The organism is Rhizobium sp. LC145 (assembly GCF_001005825.1).
GTDB lineage: Bacteria > Pseudomonadota > Alphaproteobacteria > Rhizobiales > Rhizobiaceae > Neorhizobium.
In genome coordinates, this window is the sequence record NZ_LBHV01000003.1 from 497,892 (window position 1) to 517,652 (window position 19,761).

Annotated in this window: 14 protein-coding genes; 7 read left to right on the plus strand and 7 right to left on the minus strand. The window is 63.2% G+C overall.

Annotation, left to right across the window (positions count from 1 at the left end):
* Positions 1-124 precede the first annotated feature (124 nt).
* Positions 125-775 (plus strand): YitT family protein, encoded by a 651-nt coding sequence (locus YH62_RS10800; RefSeq protein WP_245282074.1) that lies wholly within the window; start codon positions 125-127, stop codon positions 773-775.
* A 14-nt stretch (positions 776-789) separates the two neighbouring features.
* On the opposite strand, the gene YH62_RS10805 is transcribed toward YH62_RS10800, so the two are convergent.
* Both YH62_RS10805 and YH62_RS10810 read right to left on the minus strand, forming a co-directional pair.
* Complete coding sequence (locus tag YH62_RS10805; RefSeq protein ID WP_046794176.1) at positions 790-1,251, minus strand: carboxymuconolactone decarboxylase family protein; 462 nt, start codon at positions 1,249-1,251, stop codon at positions 790-792.
* Positions 1,252-1,275: 24 nt separating this feature from the next.
* On the minus strand, positions 1,276-1,776 hold the full coding sequence (locus tag YH62_RS10810) for an Rrf2 family transcriptional regulator (RefSeq protein ID WP_046794177.1): 501 nt from the start codon (positions 1,774-1,776) through the stop codon (positions 1,276-1,278).
* Positions 1,777-1,819: 43 nt separating this feature from the next.
* Between YH62_RS10810 and YH62_RS10815 the strand changes: the two genes are divergently transcribed.
* Both YH62_RS10815 and pdeM read left to right on the plus strand, forming a co-directional pair.
* The gene (locus YH62_RS10815) at positions 1,820-4,420 is read left to right on the plus strand and encodes a ligase-associated DNA damage response DEXH box helicase (RefSeq protein ID WP_082118317.1); all 2,601 of its coding nucleotides are present in this window, start codon (positions 1,820-1,822) and stop codon (positions 4,418-4,420) included.
* Between the two features lie 221 nt (positions 4,421-4,641).
* Positions 4,642-5,334 (plus strand): ligase-associated DNA damage response endonuclease PdeM, encoded by a 693-nt coding sequence (pdeM, locus tag YH62_RS10820; protein WP_245282075.1) that lies wholly within the window; start codon positions 4,642-4,644, stop codon positions 5,332-5,334.
* Between the two features lies 1 nt (position 5,335).
* On the opposite strand, the gene YH62_RS10825 is transcribed toward pdeM, so the two are convergent.
* Positions 5,336-5,773: a universal stress protein gene (locus YH62_RS10825; RefSeq protein ID WP_046794353.1), complete on the minus strand. Its 438-nt coding sequence runs from the start codon at positions 5,771-5,773 to the stop codon at positions 5,336-5,338.
* Between the two features lie 85 nt (positions 5,774-5,858).
* The gene (locus YH62_RS10830) at positions 5,859-6,419 is read right to left on the minus strand and encodes a dihydrofolate reductase family protein (protein ID WP_046794179.1); all 561 of its coding nucleotides are present in this window, start codon (positions 6,417-6,419) and stop codon (positions 5,859-5,861) included.
* A 91-nt stretch (positions 6,420-6,510) separates the two neighbouring features.
* Here YH62_RS10830 and YH62_RS10835 point away from each other — a divergent pair, with 91 nt between their 5' ends.
* A complete protein-coding gene (locus tag YH62_RS10835) occupies positions 6,511-7,023 on the plus strand; it encodes a helix-turn-helix domain-containing protein (protein ID WP_046794180.1) in 513 nt (170 codons plus the stop codon).
* Here YH62_RS10835 and YH62_RS10840 read toward each other — a convergent pair whose 3' ends face one another.
* From YH62_RS10840 to YH62_RS10850, 3 genes are all read right to left on the minus strand, one after another.
* Positions 7,024-7,827, minus strand: a complete 804-nt coding sequence (locus tag YH62_RS10840; RefSeq protein WP_046794181.1) for a TIGR02186 family protein — start codon at positions 7,825-7,827, stop codon at positions 7,024-7,026.
* A complete protein-coding gene (locus YH62_RS10845; RefSeq protein ID WP_046794354.1) occupies positions 7,827-8,753 on the minus strand; it encodes a sulfite exporter TauE/SafE family protein in 927 nt (308 codons plus the stop codon). The genes YH62_RS10840 and YH62_RS10845 overlap by 1 nt, the downstream gene beginning before the upstream one ends.
* 271 nt (positions 8,754-9,024) lie before the next feature.
* Entirely contained in the window at positions 9,025-12,879 is a 3,855-nt protein-coding gene (locus YH62_RS10850) for an SEL1-like repeat protein (RefSeq protein ID WP_046794182.1), read from the minus strand.
* A 485-nt stretch (positions 12,880-13,364) separates the two neighbouring features.
* On the opposite strand from YH62_RS10850, the gene YH62_RS10855 reads away from it, so the two are divergent.
* From YH62_RS10855 to YH62_RS10865, 3 genes are all read left to right on the plus strand, one after another.
* Positions 13,365-15,158: an acyl-CoA dehydrogenase C-terminal domain-containing protein gene (locus YH62_RS10855; protein ID WP_046794183.1), complete on the plus strand. Its 1,794-nt coding sequence runs from the start codon at positions 13,365-13,367 to the stop codon at positions 15,156-15,158.
* A 271-nt stretch (positions 15,159-15,429) separates the two neighbouring features.
* Complete coding sequence (locus tag YH62_RS10860; protein ID WP_046794184.1) at positions 15,430-16,638, plus strand: acetyl-CoA C-acetyltransferase; 1,209 nt, start codon at positions 15,430-15,432, stop codon at positions 16,636-16,638.
* 138 nt (positions 16,639-16,776) lie between these two features.
* A complete protein-coding gene (locus YH62_RS10865) occupies positions 16,777-18,993 on the plus strand; it encodes a 3-hydroxyacyl-CoA dehydrogenase NAD-binding domain-containing protein (RefSeq protein ID WP_046794185.1) in 2,217 nt (738 codons plus the stop codon).
* The last annotated feature ends 768 nt before the right edge of the window (positions 18,994-19,761 follow it).

Genomic DNA, 19,761 nt, shown 5'->3' on the forward strand with positions numbered 1-19,761 from the left:
CGAAGTCGCCGAAGTCGCCGAAAAAGCAGGCCGCCGCGGCATCGATCCTTCAAGGCCGTTGAACTCGCTTGATGAAGATTATATTGCAGCGCAATATTCATCGAGGCGACAAGGAAATACGGGATTGCAACAGCGGGCTGAGGTGCAGAAGCGAAGTTTCGGTTTTTATAGTGCCGATCCTTCGCAGCACACATATCTTGAAGATAGCCAGGGGCTCCTCACCGGCGCCCTGGTCGCCGCCCTCGGCTTCTATTTCCTGAACCATGTCGGCCTGTTGACGGGCGGCACGGCGGGCGTCGCCTTCCTGCTGCATTACGCGTCGGGCATATCGTTCGGCCTCTTGTTCTTCATCGTCAACCTGCCGTTCTACTATCTCTCCTTCCGCCGCCTCGGCTGGGCCTTTTCGTTGAAGACCTTCATCGCCATCGGCCTCGTCTCGGTCATCACGGAAATGGAAAGCCGCTTCTTCCTGATCGACTACCTCAACCCCTTCTGGGCGGCGCTGCTCGGCGGTCTTCTTCTCGGCTACGGCCTGCTGGCGCTCTATCGCCACCGGGCGAGCCTCGGCGGCGTCGGCATCCTGGCGATCTACATCCAGGATCGCTTCGGCATCCAGGCGGGGCTCGTCCAGCTCGCCTTCGATCTCTTCGTGATGATCTCGGCCTTTGCGGTGGTTTCGCCCACCACCGTTCTCTGGTCCGTGGTGGGCGCCGTCGTCCTCAACCTGTTCCTCGCCATCAATCACCGCTCAGACCGTTATATCGTCGTGCGGTGATCGAAGTCTGACGGTCAGGCTGCTTTGGCCGGCTTGTCGATCGGATGCATTGCGCGGAAGCCGACGCAGAGCCGGTTCCAGACATTGATGACGCCGATCGCCACCGTGAACTTGACCATTTCCTCGTCCGTGAAATGGGCTTTCAGCCCTTCATAGACGCTGTCCGGCACGTGGGTATCGGCAACGCGGGTGACTGCGTCCACCCAGGCGAGCAGCGCACGTTCCTTCTCGTCGTAGATCGGTGACTCCTCCCAGGCGCTCATCAGGTTGATCCACTGTTCCGAAAGCCCGTCATGCCGGCTTTCCTTGACATGCATGTCGATGCAGTAGGCGCAGTGGTTGATGATCGAGGCGCGCAGCTTGATGAGGTGGATGAAGCGGCGCTCGATCCCACATTGCTGCACGTAGATCTCCAGAGCCTTGACGGCTTCATAGGACTCCGGCGAGGCCGTGAAGAAATTCAAACGTTGCTGCATGCTCTTCTCCTTGGTTGCGCCCGTCTACCGGGCTGTCTTGCGTTCATGGATTTCGAGGAAGGCGCATCCGCGGGCGGCGATAGCGCCGTCGTCGAATGCATTCAGGTCCGCCATGATGTCGGCGATCGATACCTTGGCGAGTTCGGCGCGATAGGCCTTTTCGGCCCGCAGCATCGCGGCGTTGATGCCGCATGGTTTTGCCGTATACCGCCCCGGCAGTGGGTTCGGTCCGCGCCGGCGTATCTCCGCGCAGCGGAAGGCGGGCGCCGGGCCTTCGACCGCCAGCACGATATCGAGCAGCGTTATTTTCTCCGGCGGTTTCGCCAGCCTGTAGCCGCCCTTCGGCCCCGGCACGGTGTCCAGCAATCCGGCGCCGGAAAGCGCCTGCAGATGTTTCAGAAGATAGCTCGTCGAAAGGCCGTGGAATTCCGCCAGCGCCGCCGCCGAAAGCACGCCGCCTTCCGAAAGCGTGGAAAGCATGGTGACGCTGTGGATCGCTTGTTCGACGCCGTCGCCGAGTTTCATCGTTCTCTCCTAATCACGGATAATTTTTATCCATGATTCTGCGATGCTGTCAATCAGGCTTCTTTTTCTCGCGCTACCGCTTATCTTGGCCCTCGTGGATATTGCTGAAACCCAAACCTCCGGCCGTGATGCCGCGCTTCTGCCCCGGCCGTTCCTGAACTGGTTCGCCGAGAAGGGCTGGCAGCCCCGCGCCCATCAGTTGGAACTCCTTGCCCGGGCCCAAGGGGGTGAGAAGGCCGGCGAGAACATGCTGCTGATCGCGCCGACGGGCGCCGGCAAGACGCTTGCCGGCTTCCTGCCCTCGCTCACCGATCTGACGCGGCGCGGAAAAATCCCACCGGGCTCGGCCTTCACCGGCATCCACACGCTCTACATCTCTCCGCTGAAGGCGCTGGCGGTCGATATCGAGCGCAACCTCACGAAGCCCGTCTCCGAAATGGGCTTATCCGTCACCATCGAAAACCGTACCGGAGATACGCCGCAGGCCAAGCGCCAGCGCCAGCGGCTGAACCCGCCCGATATTCTTCTCACGACGCCCGAGCAGGTGGCGCTGCTGCTCGCCAACAGGGAGGCGGAGCGCTTCTTCAAGGATCTCAAATACGTGGTGCTGGATGAGCTGCACTCGCTCGTCACCTCGAAGCGCGGCCACCTCCTGTCGCTGGGGCTCGCCCGCATCCGCCGCCACGCGCCGCACATGCGCACCATCGGGCTCTCGGCCACGGTGGCCGATCCCATGGACCTGCAGAAATGGCTCGTGTCCCAAGGGGGGCGAGAGGGCGAACACCCCGCGCCGCCGGCCGGGCTGGTGCATGTCACGGGCGGTGCCGCGCCCGATATCTCGATCCTCCGCACCCAGGCTCATATCCCCTGGTCCGGCCATGTCTCGACCTATGCGATCCCGGAAATCTACGAGGAGATCAGGCGCCACAAGACGACGCTGATTTTCGTCAACACGCGCTTCCAGGCCGAGCTTCTGTTCCAGACGCTCTGGACCGTCAACGAAGACAATCTGCCGATTGCCCTGCATCACGGCTCGCTCGATGCCGGCCAGCGGCGGAAGGTTGAGGCCGCCATGGCCGCCAACCGGCTGCGCGCGGTCGTCGCCACATCGACGCTCGATCTCGGCATGGATTGGGGCGATGTCGACCTCGTCGTGCATGTCGGCGCGCCGAAAGGAGCGTCGCGCCTTGCCCAGCGCATCGGCCGCGCCAATCACCGCATGGACGAGCCCTCGAAGGCGATTCTGGTGCCCGCCAACCGTTTCGAGGTGATGGAGTGCCAGGCGGCGCTCGATGCCAACTATCTCGGCGCGCAGGATACGCCGCCGGTCGGGGAGGGCGCTCTCGATGTGCTCGCTCAGCACGTGCTCGGCATGGCTTGCGCCGAGCCCTTCGATGCCCTCCAGCTCTATGACGAGATAACCTCCGCCTCGCCCTATGCCGGCCTTTCCTGGGAAACCTTCGAGCGCATCGTCGATTTCGTCGCGACCGGCGGCTATGCGCTGCGTTCCTACGAGCGCTACGCCAAGATCAGGAAGACGAAGGAAGGGCTCTGGCGTGTCTCCAATCCGCAGGTGGCGCAGCAATACCGCCTCAATCTCGGAACGATCGTGGAGGCGACCGAGCTCAATGTGCGATTGGTCAGGCGCAATGCCAGGGGCACGCTTGGCCGTGGAGGCCTCTCGCTCGGCAAGGTCGAGGAATATTTCCTCGAACAGCTCGTGCAGGGCGATACCTTCCTCTTCGCCGGCAAGGTGCTGCGCTTCGAAGGTATCCGGGAGAACGAATGTCTCGTATCCAACGCCTTCTCGCTCGATCCGAAAATTCCCGCCTATGCGGGCGGCAAGTTCCCGCTCTCCACCTATCTGGCGGATCAGGTTCGCGGCATGCTCGCCGATCCCGATCGCTGGCAGGCGCTGCCGGATCAGGTGCGCGACTGGCTGGCGATCCAGAAGGACCGCTCCCTGCTACCGCAAAAGGATGAGCTGCTGATCGAGACCTTCCCGCGCGGCAAGCGGTTCTTCATGATCGCCTATTGCTTCGAGGGAAGGCTGGCACACCAGACACTCGGCATGCTGCTCACCCGCCGGCTGGAGCGGGCTGGCGCTCACCCGCTCGGCTTCGTCGCCACCGATTATTCGCTTGCCGTCTGGGGGCTGAACGATATCGGCGGGATGGTGAAATCCGGCCGGCTCAAGCTCTCCGATCTCTTCGATGAGGATATGCTGGGTGACGATCTGGAGGCATGGCTTGCCGAAAGCTATATGCTCAAGCGCACCTTCCGCAATTGCGCCGTGATTTCCGGCTTGATCGAGCGCCGTCACCCTGGGAAGGAAAAGACCGGCCGGCAGGTGACGGTCTCGACCGACCTGATTTACGACGTGCTGCGCACCCACGAGCCGGACCATATCCTGCTGGAGGCGACGCGGCGGGATGCGGCGTCAGGTCTTTTGGACATCGGCCGCTTAGGCGATATGCTCAGGCGAATCAGGGGGCACATCACCCACCGCGATCTCGATCATGTCTCGCCGCTTGCGATCCCCATCATGCTGGAGATCGGCAAGGAGCCGGTGCCGGGCGGCGAGGCGCAGGAAGCGGTGCTGCAAGAGGCCGCCGAGGAACTGATCGCGGAGGCTATGTCGTAAAGGGCTTGGAGCGGCATTGCCCCTCACCCCGCCTCCGCTTCGCTCGGCGCACCCTCTCCCCGTTAACGGGGCGAGGGGGAACCGAGATGGTGCGACAAGTTTCCTTCTCCCCGTCAGAACGGGGAGAAGGTGCCCGGCAGGGCGGATGAGGGGCTGTAGTCCCGAATTGGAGAGAAACGAAATTGATGCACCGCCTCGGCCTCGCGGCCCGGACACAGACAATGGGAGCAGCCACCGGCACGGAAGAGATCGTGGTGAACGGCGTCGTCGCCGTTTGCGATCCGTTGGGCGGGCTCTACCTGCCGGAAACCGGCATGCTCGTCGTTTCCGATCTGCATCTGGAAAAGGGCGCGGCCTTCGCCCGCAGAGGCATGCTGCTGCCGCCCTATGACACCGTCGCGACCCTCAATATCCTCGCGGCCGTCGTCAACCGTTACGATCCGAAGATCGTCGTTTCGCTTGGCGACAATTTCCATGATCGCAAGGGTTCCGCCCATCTGCCCGGCGAGCTGCGCTCGGTGATCGCCGCCATGGCGCGCGGCCGCGACTGGATCTGGATCAACGGCAACCACGATCCGGACGGAACGGTCGATCTTCCCGGTACCTGCGCCGACGAGCTCGTCTATGGGGGCCTCGTTTTCCGGCACGAGCCGAGCTTGATTTCCGGCAAGGGGGAGATTGCCGGCCACCTGCATCCCGCCGCCACCGTCCGCCGGCGGGAGAAGTCCGTCCGCCGCGCCTGTTTCGCGACCGACGGCAGCCGCCTTCTGATGCCCGCCTTCGGGGTGTTGTCCGGCGGGCTCGACCTGCGCCACAAGGCCATGCACGGCCTCTTCGACCGGGAAGCCCTGGTCGCGCACCTGCTCGGCCGCGACCGCATCTATTCCGTCAGATATGCCAACCTGATGGGATAGACTACCGATAAATCAGCACCGGCGTCTTGGAGTTGGCGAGCACCTTCATCGCCACGCTGCCGAGCATGAAGGCCTTGAAGCCGGAACGCCCATGGGAGGCCATGGCGATCAGGTCGCATCCAGCCTTTTCCGCCGTCTCGATGATCGCGCTTGCCGGATCCGTGTGCGTCGCCTTGAGGCCCTTGTAGGGGACGGACCGCTTCTCCGCCTCTTCCCGCGCTTTTTTCAGGATGCCGTCGGCAACGATGTTGTTGGTCTTGTCGTATTCGGCATAGGCGATCTCCATGCCGGAGGGATTGACCGTGAAGACCTGTAGCGGCTCCATCACGGTCAGCGCCGTTGCTTCGGCGCCGATGTCGCGGGCGAAGTCGAGCGCTTTCTCCAGGGCTCCTGTCGAAAGCGGGGAACCGTCCGTGGCAATCAGAATGTGCTTGGGCATGTTCATCCTCCTCCTTGTCGACGCAAGTTTCCAAGGAGAATGATTGTGCGGCCTTGATCTGCGTCAAGGCCGCCACACACCTCGTTCACGAGGGATTGCGCGGTTCATAGCGCAGAATCACCGCGCCCTTGGCGGTCGTGGTGGAATCGATCAGCCTCAATTCCGTCCGCTCCTCCGCCGTCTTGAACAGCGGATTGCCCTTGCCAAGCAGGACCGGCACGATGCAGAGGCGGATTTCGTCGATCAGTCCTTCTTTCATCAGCGAGGCCGTGAGCTCCGCGCTGCCGAAGATGAAGATCGCCTTGCCCTTTTCCTGCTTCAGCTTCCTGAGCTCGGAAACCGGATCGGAGACGACGCGGGTATTGTTCCATTCCGCATCCTTCATCGTGCGCGAGACGGCGATCTTCGCGATATTGTTCATGCTGTCCTTGGTTTTGCCGCTCTCCTCCGCTGTCGGCCAGTAGGCAGCCATGCCCTCATAGGTCTTGCGGCCGAAAACGAGCAGGTCACCTTCTTCATCGAACGATTCCGAAATGGCCTCCAGCTCCGGCCCCCAGGCGAGATTGTGAAAATCGATGTCCCAGGGTTTCTCGCCTTCGAAATAGCCGTCCAGCGTCATCAGGTTCCAGACGATCAGCTTTCTCATGTCCTCATCCTCCATTAACCAGTTGCAAAATACAAGCAGTTGAAAATTACGGCAACTGATTTTATAATGCAAGCGGTTTTTGGAGAATGACATGGACGAAGCACATCGCTCGGGCTGCCCGATCAACCTGACACTGGAAGTTCTGGGGGATCGCTGGAGCCTCATCGTCATCCGCGACATCATGTTCGGCAATCGCCGCCACTTCCGCGAGCTCTTGCAGAAGTCGGATGAGGGGATCGCCTCGAACATCCTGGCCGACCGGCTGAAGCGGCTCGTCGAAAAGGGCCTGCTCTACCGCGAGGACGATCCGAGCCATAAGCAGAAGACCATTTACAGCCTGACCGAGATGGCGATCCAGCTCGTGCCGCTGCTTGCGGAAATGGGCGCCTGGGGCCGGCGTTTCCTCCCCGTTTCGGAGGAGCTCGCCATCCGCGCCGAACTACTGGAAAAGGGCGGCCGTCCGCTCTGGGAGGATTTCATGGAGGAATTGCGCGTCCTGCACCTGCATGGTGAGCCCGATCCCTCGAAGCCTTCCGTCTTCGAGCGGCTGACGGCGGCATACCAGGAAGTGCTTGCCAGAAAGCAGGCCGCGGCGGCGGAGTGATCAATCTCTCCGGAACAGGAGGCTGGCGCCCCAGCCGGTGACGACGGCGATCAGCACGCAGAACATGCCGTAGACGATCGGCCGGTTATGCGCCGCATCGGTGATCGCCTGTTCGAGACCGGTCTTGACCACGCGCAACGGCTGCTCCCGTTCCAGAAGCAGCTCCCCGCCCTTGAAGAGATAGGCGCGCACCATATGCACCCCGTCCGGGATGTTGGCCGGCAGCCTCAGCGAGGCGCGGAACAGGTTGGAGGAGAGGAAGCGCACCCCGCTCGTGTCGTTCTGGTAGAGCCCGCCCGAAAGCTTGAGCCGCCGGTAGGCCTCCCGGAATTCGTTGAGGCTTGCCGCATTCCCCACATAGCCGATCGGCGAGAGCGTCATGTGGCTGATGCCGATGCCGATATTGTTGAGCGCGGGCGCGGAATCGATGCTGTCGATCTGCCGCGTGCTGGCGATCGAATAGCTCTCCGGCACCTGCTCGAAAGTCATGGACTCCGTGTTCATCCATATGCCGAGCACGCGTTCCTTCCTGCGCACCGTCGCATAGTCCTTCGGGCCTTCGAGCGTCACCACGATGTCGTATTGGCCGATCGCCAGGAACAGCTCGTCCGCATTGGTTACCGCGCCGAAGACGGTCAGGTCCGCGCCCCGGAAATCGGAGGTGATGGCGATTTCGCTGGTCGAGGTGCCGATCTCCAGCCCCTCCTTCACGGTCGAGGCTTCCCCGAAGGGCACCTGCGCGGCGGCCGGCGAGCCGAGCGCGAGGATGAGTGCGAGAAGGATCGGCGAAAGCAGGCGGGCCATCAGTAGGAAAGCCCTCCCACCGCGATCGAATAGACGTCCTGCGGCTTGACGACCAGCGCGATTGCAAGGCGGATGCCGACGGCCAGGACCAGAAGCGCAAGCAGCGCGCGCAACTGTTCGCCGCGCAGTTTCTGCCCCACGCGCACGCCGTATTGGGCGCCGATCACACCGGCGATCATCAGTATGGTGGCGAGCACGATATCGACCGCGTAGTTGGTCGCCGCCTGCACCATGGTCGTATAGGCCGTCACGAAGATGATCTGGAAGAGCGATGTCCCCACCACGACATTGGTGGGGATGCGCAGCAGATAGATCATCGCCGGCACCATGATGAAGCCGCCGCCCACGCCCATGATCGAGGTCAGCACGCCGATCACGAAACCGAGCACGACGATGGGAATGGCGCTGAGATAGATCCGCGATTTCTTGAACCGCATCTTCAAGGGCAGCCGGTGCACCCAGTTGTGCTGGCCGGGGCGCTTCAGCGGAAGCGGCTGGTTCTGCTTCGCCCGGCGCATGGCGCGCAGGCTTTCCATCAGCATCAGCGTGCCGATCGCGCCGAGCAGAACCACGTAAAGCAGCGAAATGAAGAGATCGAGCTGGCCGACCCGCCTCAGCCAGGAAAATATCCACACGCCCACCGTGGCGCCCAGAAGGCCGCCCACCAGAAGCACCGTGCCGAGTTTCATGTCCAGCGTGCCGCGCCTGAAATGCGTGATCGCGCCCGAGATCGAGGAAGCGACCACCTGGTTGGCGCCGGTCGCCACCGCCACCACCGGCGGGATGTTGTAGAAGATCAGGAGCGGCGTGATGAGAAAGCCGCCGCCCACCCCGAACATGCCGGAGAGGAAGCCCACGGCCGCACCCATGCCGAGAATGATGAAAATGTTCACCGATAGCTCTGCGATCGGCAGATAGACAGTCACGGCCGAACCTCGAAAAGGCAAGAATCTTCGCCCTTGCGGGCGGTTCGCGACCGCGTCCCGTCCGCTGCGGCGGTCTCGTTCAAAACATGCCACACGTGAGGTGAACAAGGCATGAAGATAGGATCGGTCATGCGCCCCGGTATCGGCCCGAGTCAATCCGCAAGTACCGGACAATCCGGCAATTTCGCCCTTTTTGTCCGGGCGTGATTAATATCACGCAACGCCGCATACCCGGTCGGGTAAGTAGACTTAGAGCCTTTTGAACCCGCCTCTAAGCGTTGCGGGCCAGCAGTTCCTTCACCAGCGCGTCGTCGATCCTGCCGGTCGGTTTCTGGCCGACCGAGGTCTGGAAGGCCTTGATGGCGGCCGTGGTCTTGGCGCCGATCTTGCCGTCCGCGGCGCCGGCGTCGAATCCGGCCTTGTTCAGGATCGCCTGGATGTTGCGGACCGCCTTTTCCATGTCGACCGATGCCGTGGTGAGCGGCTTCGCGCCGGCCCATTCCTCAGGCACGTTAATGGAATTGGCGTTGGCGTTCAGCGGCTGCACCTTCCAGGCCTCCACCTTGGCGCGGGCGCTGTCGAGCTGTTCCTTGCGCATGGCTTTGGCCACCTCGTCGCGCTTGTCGGCGGCATCCTTGTCGCCGCCCCTGGCGGCGATCGAGAACCACTTGTAGGATTCCTCCAGGTTCTGCTGCGCGCCATTGCCGCGCGCATAGAGGATCGCGAGGTTGAACTGGCTGTCGGCGACGCCGAGTTCGGCCGCTTTCGTGAACCATTCCACAGCGGCGACATAGTTCGGCTCTCCCTGCGCGCCGGAGGCGTAGAGTACGGCCAGATTGTGCATGGCGCTGGCATTGCCGGCTTCGGCGGCTTGGGCGTAGTAGGCCACGGCCTTGTCGAGGTCGCGCGAGACGCCGGTGCCCTTTTCGAAGAGATTGGCGAGACGGTACTGCGCCGGTGCGAGGCCGCGGTCGGCGGCAAGCTTGTACCAGTTGGCGGCCTCGGAAAGGTCGGTGCCGACGCCACGGCCTTCCGTATAGCATGCGCCGATCTCGAAGAGCGCGGCCGGATCGCCGGCAGCGGCGGCGTCGGCAAGCGACTTCGGCTCGATGCCGGGCGGCACGACGATCGCGGCGGGCTGCTGCTCGACGGCGGTATCGGCAGCCGGGCTCTCTGCGGCCGGGATCATGTTTTCCGGCGGCGTGAAGCCTGCTGCGGCCAAATCCGCCTGAACAGGCGGTTCGATCGCCGCCGGCATATCTTCGGCCGGTGCGGGATCGGTCAGGTGGTTCGCGGTGCTTTCCTCCGGCTGCGGGGCAGCGGGCGCGGCTTCGCCGGTCGTGCCGTCGCCGGGGATCGCACCGCCGTCCATCGCGGGCGCAGCCGGGTCCATGAGGGGCAGTTCGCCACCCGGAATGCCGTTTTCGGCGGGGGCCTCGATTGCCTGCGGCGCGGGCTCGCCAAGCGTCAGGGTCTTGACCAGCGGCATGGCCATCAGCGCCAGCAGCACGGCGCCGACCGCCATCAGGATCGGCCGCTTGTGCCGGGAGAAGGCGCCTGCGCGTCCGGCGTCGCTCGAAGGCTTCACCGTCTTGCCCATGAGCCTCGCCATCGGCTCGCTCTGGGAAGGATCGGTCTCCTGCGCGGCGGCCTTGGCGGCGCGGCGGGCGGCGGCGATGTAGTCCGCCCGCTCGGCGGTCGCCGCCCGGTCGCTCTCGAAATCGCCGGCGGCCTGGCTGGCGCGCACCCGTTCGAGGATCTTCTTCACGTCCGGAACGCCGGAACCGGGCTCCAGCAGGTCGTTTTCCCGCTCGGGCGGCAGCAGCATGTCGACCGGGTCTATGGAGGGCGTCGGCTCCACGAGCGTGCGGGCATGCTTGGAGGGCTCGCTTTTGTTGCCGGGCAGCAGGCGGGAAAACCCTGCGAGCAGGCTCGACTTGGATTCGATTGCCGCATTGTCGGCAAAAGCGGTTTCCGCGGTCGGCCGCTGAAGTGAGGCTTCACCCTCGACCGACATCGGATCGTTCCGCACGGCCGCGGACGTGCTTGCCATGAGGCTGGCTTGCGACGTCTGCATGGCCGGTGCCGGCTGAGCGGCCTCGGGCGGGCGTAGCTCCGCCCGCTCTCCGGGCGATGCCAGCCGGTCCTCCATGCTGTCCAGTCGGTCGGCGATCTGCACCAGCGTGCCGTGCAGCGCCTCGAAAGTGTGCTGGGTCCGCTCTTCGGAACCGCGGGTCAGGTCCTGCAGATGCTTGAGATCATCGGCAAGGGCGGTGAGAGCGGCGATATCGGCCGCGGCGAGCGGTGTTCCCGCCATTGCGTTGCGGGAATAGGCTTCGACCACCGCTTCCGCCGCCTGCCGCGCCGCTTCCAGAATATATTCGTCGCTGGTCGCCACGTAGCTCTCGAGCGTCGTCAGGCGGTCCTCTACATGGCTCGGCAGCATGGCCGCATTGCGCGGTTCGCTCATCAGCGAGGAAAGATGGGCGATCTGGGCCTCCAGGCCGCGCAGAGCCTCGCTGTCGCCCTGCGGTGCGATGGCCGCCTCGTCGAGCTTCAGGGCGATATCGCTCAGCCGCTCCTCTATTCGGCCGAAAGCCGCCTGGTCGGTGGACTGGCGGTTCGGGTGGAATTCCATCTCTTCGATCCGCCGGGAGAGCAGGTCGAGCCGCTCGGCGAGCGTGTCGTTGATCGTCCCTTGAGCCAGGCCGTCGATCTTGCGAGAAATGTCGGCGAGATAGCCGGTGAGCTCCGGCTGTAGGGCAGCTTTCTGCGCCTTGTCGAGAACCTGCGAGAGCTGGTCGAGCCGCTCTTCCAGCCGCAGCGCCGCCCGCTCTTCCGAGAACTCCTCGATCCGGGCCGTCAATGCCTCGATCCGGGTGGAAAGACCGCCGGCGGGGTCAACCTGGTTGGTGGCGCGGCCCATGGCCTCGATTTGGTCCGCCATCGTTCCGAGGCGGCCTTCCAGGCGCTGCAGCGCGGATTGGTCGATGCTGGAGGCGGGGGAGGCACGGCCGCTGACGGCAATTGCGCGGCTGATCTCGTCCAGCCGCTCGTCCAGCGTGGCGAATTGTTCGGTCAGGCCGGTTGCGGCGGGCTGCATCCGTGAGCCGAACTGTTCCATCGTTCCGGCAAGCGCGATCAGTTTCTGTTCCAGCGCGCGGATGACCGGGTTGTCGCTCATCGCGCCGAGCTGGCTCTTGATCTCGTCGATCCGATAGGCGAGCGCCACCAGTTCCTCGCGCACGGCAGCGGAGTCGAGTTCCAGCATCCGCTCTTCCAGGCTCTGCCAGTGGCTTTCCATCCGCTGCACGGATTCCTCGCGTGCAAGCCCGTCCATCACGGCGCGCAGTTCCTCGAACTCGGCGCGCAGGCCCTCGGCTTCCGGCGTCGCCTGGCTGTTGAGCTGGCTGATGCTTTGGGCAAGGCGGGCGAGGTCGCCGCGCAGATCCTCGGTGAAGTGCTGATCTTCCGCCATGGAGCGGATGCTGCGGATTTCCGTTCTGAGCGTGTTCATCTCCCGCGCGACACCCTCGGAGATATCGCGTTTCAGCTCCTGACGCAGGCTGACGAGCGCTTGCGCGATGTCGCGCATCGCCGCGTCGGTCTGCTGGGCGAGGGCCTGCTCCCTGGGCGGGGTCTGAAGCGCCGTTGCGGCAGCCGCCGGCCTGGCGGATGCGTCGAAGGTTGTCCGTGCGCCCTGGGCCTGGGTAGGGGTAGGGGCAGCGTCGGGGCGATAGGCTTCCGGGGGCTGAACCCTGGGGCGCAGGGCTTCCTGCCGGCCGCCGGCATAGCCGGGTTCGGCACGGGTTGGTTCTGCGTAACGAGGCTGAGGGCGTACCGGTTCTGCTGTCGCAACCGGCCGCTCGGTGCGGGAGGCGTGGTCGCGCGCGGCATCCAGCATACGCTGCCGTTCGCGGATTTCCTGAAGCGGGTTGGCGGAAGTTGCAGCGGTCGGCCGGGCGGCCGCGGAAGGCTGCGCCTCGGCGCTCCGATGCCGGGCCTCGCGCGAGGCCGCGCTCATCAGGCCTTCGATGCGCGCCTCCAGCCCTTCGATCGTGCGGCTGAGCGCGTCCAGTGACGACCGATCGCCGGGGCGGGAAGGATTTGGTCGTGATCCGTTCATCTTCTTTGCTCGCTTCGACGTCGTATCGGCCGGCTGCCTGGTCCCCGCTGAACCGGCCGATGCGGCCTCTTCAGCGCTGCAGACGTGGTTTGGAGGCGTCTTGAGCAAGCCTTGCACGGTCGGGTGACGCTGTGATGCCGAAACCGGTGCAACGCGGGTCGCCCCTCCAACGCACCACTATTTTCAGAAACATGGTCAACAATTGGTTAACGCGGACCCTAAATTCTGACTTTTTCAGCGATTTTCGTCTTGAGCCACGACTGTTTCACATGCGTGCGCTGTGGTTTGAGGCGAGACTGGCCGGCCTTGAACTCCACTTTGGCGCGCGCAAGCGTCTGCAACCTGGGAGCCGGCGCCCGGATGGCTCACGCAAAAATGTGAAGAGCGATATCATCCCGTGTTTGACGTTTACGCAAACGTCAATTATTCATGTTGTTCAAGAGTGGACGATTGCGTCCGGTGAGGATTACGGAGGAAGTTCGGATATGCCCGTTTACAAGGCGCCCGTAGAAGATACGCTTTTCATCCTGAACGATGTGCTGGGGCTCGAGCGCTACGGCAATCTGCCCGGCTTTGCCGATGCCACGCCGGATATGCTGGAAGCCATCGTGGGCGAAGCCGCCAAGGTGGCGGAAGAGGCGCTTTTCCCGCTCAATCTTTCCGGGGATCAGGAAGGCTGCACCCGAAACGATGATGGGTCGGTCTCGGTGCCGAAGGGCTTCAAGGAAGCCTACGACCAGTATTGCCAGGGCGGCTGGATCGGGCTTGCCGTGCCGGAGGAATTCGGCGGGCAGGGGCTTCCCTACACGCTTCACGCCGCCGTCGGCGAATACATGTCGTCGGCCAACATGTCGCTGATGATGTATCCGGGCCTGACGCAAGGCGCGATCGCCGCGATCCTCGTGCACGGTTCGGACGAGCAGAAAAAGACCTATCTGCCGAAGATGGTGGAGGGCACCTGGGCCGGTACCATGAACCTGACCGAGCCCCATTGCGGCACCGATCTCGGCCTTCTGCGCACCCGCGCCGTGCCGAACGGCGACGGCTCCTACAAGATCTCCGGCCAGAAGATATTCATCTCCGCCGGCGAGCACGGCATGACGGACAACATCATCCATCTGGTTCTCGCCCGCATCGAGGGCGCGCCGGAAGGCACCAAGGGCATCTCGCTCTTCATCGTGCCGAAGTTCATGGTTGGGGCCGATGGTTCGCTGGGCGAGCGCAACGGCGTTACCTGCGGCGCGATCGAGCACAAGATGGGCATTCACGGCAACGCCACCTGCGTCATGAACTACGACGAGGCGACCGGCTATCTGATCGGTGCCGAGAACAAGGGCCTCGCCGCCATGTTCGTGATGATGAACGAGGCGCGTTTGGGCGTCGGTCTGCAGGGCCTGTCGATCGCCGAGACCGCCTATCAGAACGCCGTCATGTATGCCCGCGAGCGCATCCAGGGCCGTTCGCTTTCCGGTCCTAAGAACCCGAACGGCAAGGCCGACCCGATCATCGTCCACCCGGATATTCGCCGCACGCTGATGACCATCAAGGCCTTCAACGAGGCCGGCCGCGCCTTCCTGCTCTGGACCGCGCTGAAATCCGATATCGCCCACCGCTCGGAAGACGCCGCCGAGCGGCAGAACGCCGACGATCTCCTCGGCCTCGCCACCCCCATCCTCAAGGGTGTCTTGACCGACAAGGGCTTCGATCACGCCGTCATGGCCCAGCAGGTCTTCGGCGGCCACGGCTATATCGAAGAGCACGGCATGAGCCAGTATGTGCGCGATGCCCGCATCACCATGATCTACGAAGGCGCCAACGGCATCCAGGCGCTCGATCTCGTCGGCCGCAAGCTGGCGCTGAACGGCGGCCGCGCCGTCATGGCCATGTTCAAGGAGATCGGCGATTTCTGCGAGGAGAACCGCGCCGACGAGAACATGGTCCTCTTCACCAAGGGCCTCAAGAAAGGCTTGAACGACCTGCAGGCCGCAACCATGTGGTTCATGCAGAACGCCATGGCCAAGCCCGACAATGCTGGCGCCGGCTCGACCGATTACATGCACCTCTTCGGCATCGTGACGCTCGGCTACATGTGGGCGAAGATCGCCAAGGCCGCACAGGAGAAGCTTGCCGCGGGCGACGCCCGGGAGGATTATCTGAAGAACAAGCTCGTCACCGCGAAGTTCTTCATGGAGCGCATCATGCCGGAAACGGCGCTGCGCAAGGCCCGCATCGAAACCGGCGCCGATACGATGATGGAACTGGCGGCGGAAGCGTTTTGATTGAATACCCCCTCTGGCCTGCCGGCCATCTCCCCCACAAGGGGGGAGAAGACAAGCGGCAGCCGCTTGCCTTGAGCGAGCGTCGGCGGAGCGGCGGGGTTAAGCCCACCCCCTTGTGGGGAGGTTGGGGGTGAGAAGCGGTCGGCGCAGCCGACGAAACGATCCAGTGAATCGTTTCGAGCGCCGAACGCCCTGAGCTTGAGCGAAGGGCCGGGCCGCCGGTCCACAGAATTTCTTAGGCAACCTCGTTGCCACCCAGGGAGATGACACCATGACCGAAGTCTTCATTTACGACCATGTGCGCACCCCGCGGGGTCGCGGCAAGAAGGACGGTTCGCTGCACGAAGTGCCGTCGGTCCGCCTCGCCGCCAAGACGCTGGAAGCGATCCGCGACAGGAATGGTCTCGACACCACCACCGTCGATGACATCATCATGGGCTGCGTCGACCCGGTCATGGATGCCGGCGCCGTCATCCCCAAGGCCGCGGCCTTCGAGGCGGGCTACTCCACCCGTGCCCCCGGTATGCAGATCTCCCGCTTCTGCGCCTCCGGCCTCGATGCGGTGAATTTCGCGGCCGGCAAGGTCGCCGCCGGCTCCGACGACATCGTGATTGCCGGCGGCGTCGAGTCGATGTCGCGCGTCGGCATGGGCATGTCCGGCGGCGCCTGGTACATGGACCCGTCGGTGAACTTCCCCGCTTTCTTCATGCCGCAGGGCGTATCGGCCGATCTCATCGCCACCAAATACGGCTTCTCCCGTGATGACGTGGATGCCTATGCCGTCGAGAGCCAGAAGCGCGCCGGCAAGGCCTGGGACGCCGGCTATTTCAAGAATTCCGTCATTCCGGTGAAGGACCAGAACGGGCTCACCATCCTCGACCGCGACGAGCACATGCGCCCGACAACCGACATGCAGGCGCTGGCGAGCCTCAACCCCTCCTTCCAGATGCCGGGCGAGATGGGCGGGTTCGAAGCCGTCGGAATTCACGCCCATCCGGAAATCGAACGCATCAACTACGTCCATCACGCCGGCAATTCGTCGGGCATCGTCGATGGCGCGGCCGCCGTCCTCATCGGCTCCAGGGCGGGCGGCGAGAGCATGAACTTGAAGCCGCGCGCCCGCATCAGGGCCTTCGCCAATATCGGCTCCGACCCGGCGCTGATGCTGACCGGCCCGGTCGATGTCACCGAAAAGCTCCTGAAGCGCTCCGGCATGAAGATTTCCGATATCGACCTCTTCGAGCTCAACGAAGCCTTCGCCGCCGTGGTTCTGCGCTATATGCAGGCCTTCGACATCAGCCATGACAGGATCAACGTCAACGGCGGCGCGATCGCCATGGGCCATCCGCTCGGCGCCACCGGCGCGATGATCCTCGGCACGGTGCTGGACGAGCTGGAACGCCGCGATTTGAACACCGCGCTGGTCACGCTCTGCATCGGCGCCGGCATGGGCACGGCGACGATCATCGAACGGGTTTGAGGGCCAACCCTCCCCCTTGTGGGGAGGGTCGAGCGAAGCGAGGGGAGGGGTCTTTGGCCACGAATTCCCCTCCCCAACCCCTCCCCGCAAGGGGGAGGGGCTAGCCGCCAGAATTTCTAAGGGAAGAGGAATCCCGACATGAGCACCTACAAGAACTTCACCGTCGAAACCGACGCAGACGGCATCGCCCTCGTCACCTGGGACATGCCGGAAAAATCGATGAACGTCTTCACCATGGAGGTGATGGACGAGATCGAAAAGATCGTTGACGCCACGGTGGCCGACAGCGCCGTCAAGGGCGTGGTCTTCACCTCCGGCAAGTCGTCCTTTTCGGGCGGCGCCGATCTCACCATGATCAAGGGCATGTTCTCCATGCTCGCCGAGGAACAGGCGAAGGACCCGGCCAGCGCCACGCAGAAGCTCTTCGATGCCGCCGGCCGCATGTCCTGGCTCTGGCGCAAGATCGAGACCAACGGCAAGCCCTGGGTCTCGGCGATCAACGGCACCTGCATGGGCGGCGCGTTCGAGCTGTCGCTCGCCTGCCACGGCCGCGTCGCCGCCAATTCCAAGTCGGTCAAGATCGCGCTTCCGGAAGTGAAGGTCGGCATCTTCCCCGGCGCCGGCGGCACCCAGCGCGTGCCGCGCCTGGCGAACGCCCAGGATGCCCTTCAGATGATGACCACCGGCCAGAGCCTGACCGCCCAGCGCGCCAAGGCCATGGGCCTCGTGCATCAGGTGGTCGAGCCCGCCGAACTCGTCAACGCCGCGAAGCAGATGATCAAGGATGGCCTGAAGCCCGTCGCTCCGTGGGATGAGAAGGGCTTCAAGGCGCCGGGCGGCGGTGTGTGGACCCCTGCCGCGGCCCAGCTCTTCCCGGCAGCCCCCGCCATCCTCCGCCGCGAAACCGGCGGCAATTATCCGGGCGCGCTCGCCATCCTCAAATGCGTCTATGAGGGTCTGCAGCTTCCCTTCGATACCGCCCTCAAGGTCGAGCAGCGTTATTTCACGGAAATCCTGCAGACCACCGAAGCCTTCTCGATGATCCGCTCGCTCTTCGTCTCCATGCAGGAGCTCGGCAAGGGCGCTCGCCGCCCGGCCGGCATCCCGAAGACGGAGTTCAAAAAGGTGGGCGTCGTCGGCGCCGGCTTCATGGGCGCCTCGATCGCCTATGTCACGGCCGCCGCCGGCATCCCCGTCACCCTTATCGACCAAACCCAAGAAGCCGCCGACAAGGGCAAGGCCGTCTCGGAAAAGCTGGTGGCCGATTCAATTGGTAAGGGAAGGATGACCAAGGATGAGGGCGAAAAGCTCCTCTCCCTCATCACCCCCACGCCGGATTACGCCGCCCTTTCCGATGCCTCGCTCGTCGTCGAAGCGGTCTTCGAGGACCGCGCGGTCAAGAAGGCTGTCATCGAGACGGTCGAAGCCGTCATCCCGGAAACCACGATCTTCGCCTCCAACACCTCGACGCTGCCGATCACCGGCCTTGCCGGAAATTCCAAGCGGCCGGACCAGTTCATCGGCGTGCATTTCTTCTCGCCGGTTGAAAAGATGATGCTGACCGAGGTCATCCTCGGCGAAAAGTCGGGCGACAAGGCGCTCGCCGCAGCGCTGGATTATGTCGCGGCCATCAAGAAGACGCCCATCGTCGTCAACGATACCCGCGGCTTCTATGTCAACCGCTGCGTCTTCCGCTACATCAACGAAGCCTATGACATGCTGATCGAGGGCGTGCCGGCGGCGATGATCGAGAACGCCGCCAAGATGGCCGGCATGCCGGTCGGCCCGCTCTCCTTGAACGACGAGGTTGCCGTCGATCTCTCCCAGAAGATCATGAAGGCCTCGATCGCCGATCTCGGCCCCAACGCCGTCAAGGTGGAGCACATGGCGCTCATCGATCAGATGGTGGATGTATTCGACCGCCGCGGCCGCAAGAACGCCAAGGGCTTTTACGAATACCCGCCCAAGCCCGCCAAGAAATATCTCTGGCCGGAGCTTAAAAACCTCTTCCCGCAGAAAAAGGCCGAAGAGGTGGACGTCAACACCCTCAAGCAGCGCCTGCTGGTGACGATCGCGCTCGAAGCCGCCCGCACCATGGAAGAAGGCATCGTGACGGACCCGCGCGAGGCCGATGTCGGCTCCATCCTCGGCTTCGGCTTCGCTCCCTATACCGGCGGCACGCTCTCCTACATCGACGGCATGGGCGTGAAGAATTTCGTGGAACTCTGCGAAAAGCTGGCCGCCACCTACGGCGACCACTTCAAGCCGACGGAGCTGTTGAAGGACATGGCGGCCAACGGCGAGACGTTCTACGGTCGGTTCGACCCATATGGAGAGGGGAAGAAGGCGGCGTGAGATTGATCAGCTATAGAATGCTACGTGAAAGGCCCTTCGGGGCCTTTCGTTTGGTCGAATGAAGCAATTTAAGATGTAAGTGTTGGTTGAAAGGGGATTGCGGCGAAAATATTCGCTGACACTGTTGCTAATGTCTTGGCGGCGAGTATCTTCCTAGCCGTCCCCTTAAAAGCTCCGTTCTCAGCGAATTTTGCTGCGAAAACCAAGGAGCGTTTGAATGGAATTCTACAAAATCCATCAGTTTTTTGAGATGCTGTCAGTATATAGCGGGCTACTTGGGTTTTCTTTGCAGGGTTTGATTGCTCTCGTCTTGAGACGCAGGAGACGCCGAAGCCTCAGGCCCAAAGAGGGAGAGCATTAATGAGCCGTGGGATGGGCGCCGTGGAGAGGCGAGCCTTGTATTGGCTACAGCGCGACAGTAGCGACTTACGCGGCTTCGGCTCCTCATTTGAAACGGTGACACGTCTAAGTACACCTGACCTTGCTTACCTTATTTATTTCGGATTGCCAAAAGAGCCGAGAAATTCATTCTTCCGTACGAGAGAGATTGCCGTATCAAGGGGGCAGCTAAATTCCACCAATCGCGCCCTCAACCGGCTTCTCCAAAAACAACTGGTATTCAAGGAAGAGGAAAAAGCGGCCTACAGAGCGCGAGTTTGGACTGCAGCCCCACTTGTTGAGGAGCCGTTGTAGCTAATAGAAAAATGCTGTGCTTGGATCCTCGGGTCAAGCCCGAGGATGACGAAAATGGAGGTGATGCCTCAGGAT

What these genes read in the sequence shown, in the direction of transcription:
- YH62_RS10805 (WP_046794176.1), bottom strand. Translation starts at nt 1,251, where the DNA reads ATGCAGCAACGTTTGAATTTCTTCACGGCCTCGCCGGAGTCCTATGAA.
- YH62_RS10810 (WP_046794177.1), bottom strand. Translation starts at nt 1,776, where the DNA reads ATGAAACTCGGCGACGGCGTCGAACAAGCGATCCACAGCGTCACCATG.
- YH62_RS10815 (WP_082118317.1), top strand. Translation starts at nt 1,820, where the DNA reads ATGCTGTCAATCAGGCTTCTTTTTCTCGCGCTACCGCTTATCTTGGCC.
- pdeM (WP_245282075.1), top strand. Translation starts at nt 4,642, where the DNA reads ATGGGAGCAGCCACCGGCACGGAAGAGATCGTGGTGAACGGCGTCGTC.
- YH62_RS10825 (WP_046794353.1), bottom strand. Translation starts at nt 5,773, where the DNA reads ATGCCCAAGCACATTCTGATTGCCACGGACGGTTCCCCGCTTTCGACA.
- YH62_RS10830 (WP_046794179.1), bottom strand. Translation starts at nt 6,419, where the DNA reads ATGAGAAAGCTGATCGTCTGGAACCTGATGACGCTGGACGGCTATTTC.
- YH62_RS10835 (WP_046794180.1), top strand. Translation starts at nt 6,511, where the DNA reads ATGGACGAAGCACATCGCTCGGGCTGCCCGATCAACCTGACACTGGAA.
- YH62_RS10840 (WP_046794181.1), bottom strand. Translation starts at nt 7,827, where the DNA reads ATGGCCCGCCTGCTTTCGCCGATCCTTCTCGCACTCATCCTCGCGCTC.
- YH62_RS10850 (WP_046794182.1), bottom strand. Translation starts at nt 12,879, where the DNA reads ATGAACGGATCACGACCAAATCCTTCCCGCCCCGGCGATCGGTCGTCA.
- YH62_RS10855 (WP_046794183.1), top strand. Translation starts at nt 13,365, where the DNA reads ATGCCCGTTTACAAGGCGCCCGTAGAAGATACGCTTTTCATCCTGAAC.
- YH62_RS10860 (WP_046794184.1), top strand. Translation starts at nt 15,430, where the DNA reads ATGACCGAAGTCTTCATTTACGACCATGTGCGCACCCCGCGGGGTCGC.
- YH62_RS10865 (WP_046794185.1), top strand. Translation starts at nt 16,777, where the DNA reads ATGAGCACCTACAAGAACTTCACCGTCGAAACCGACGCAGACGGCATC.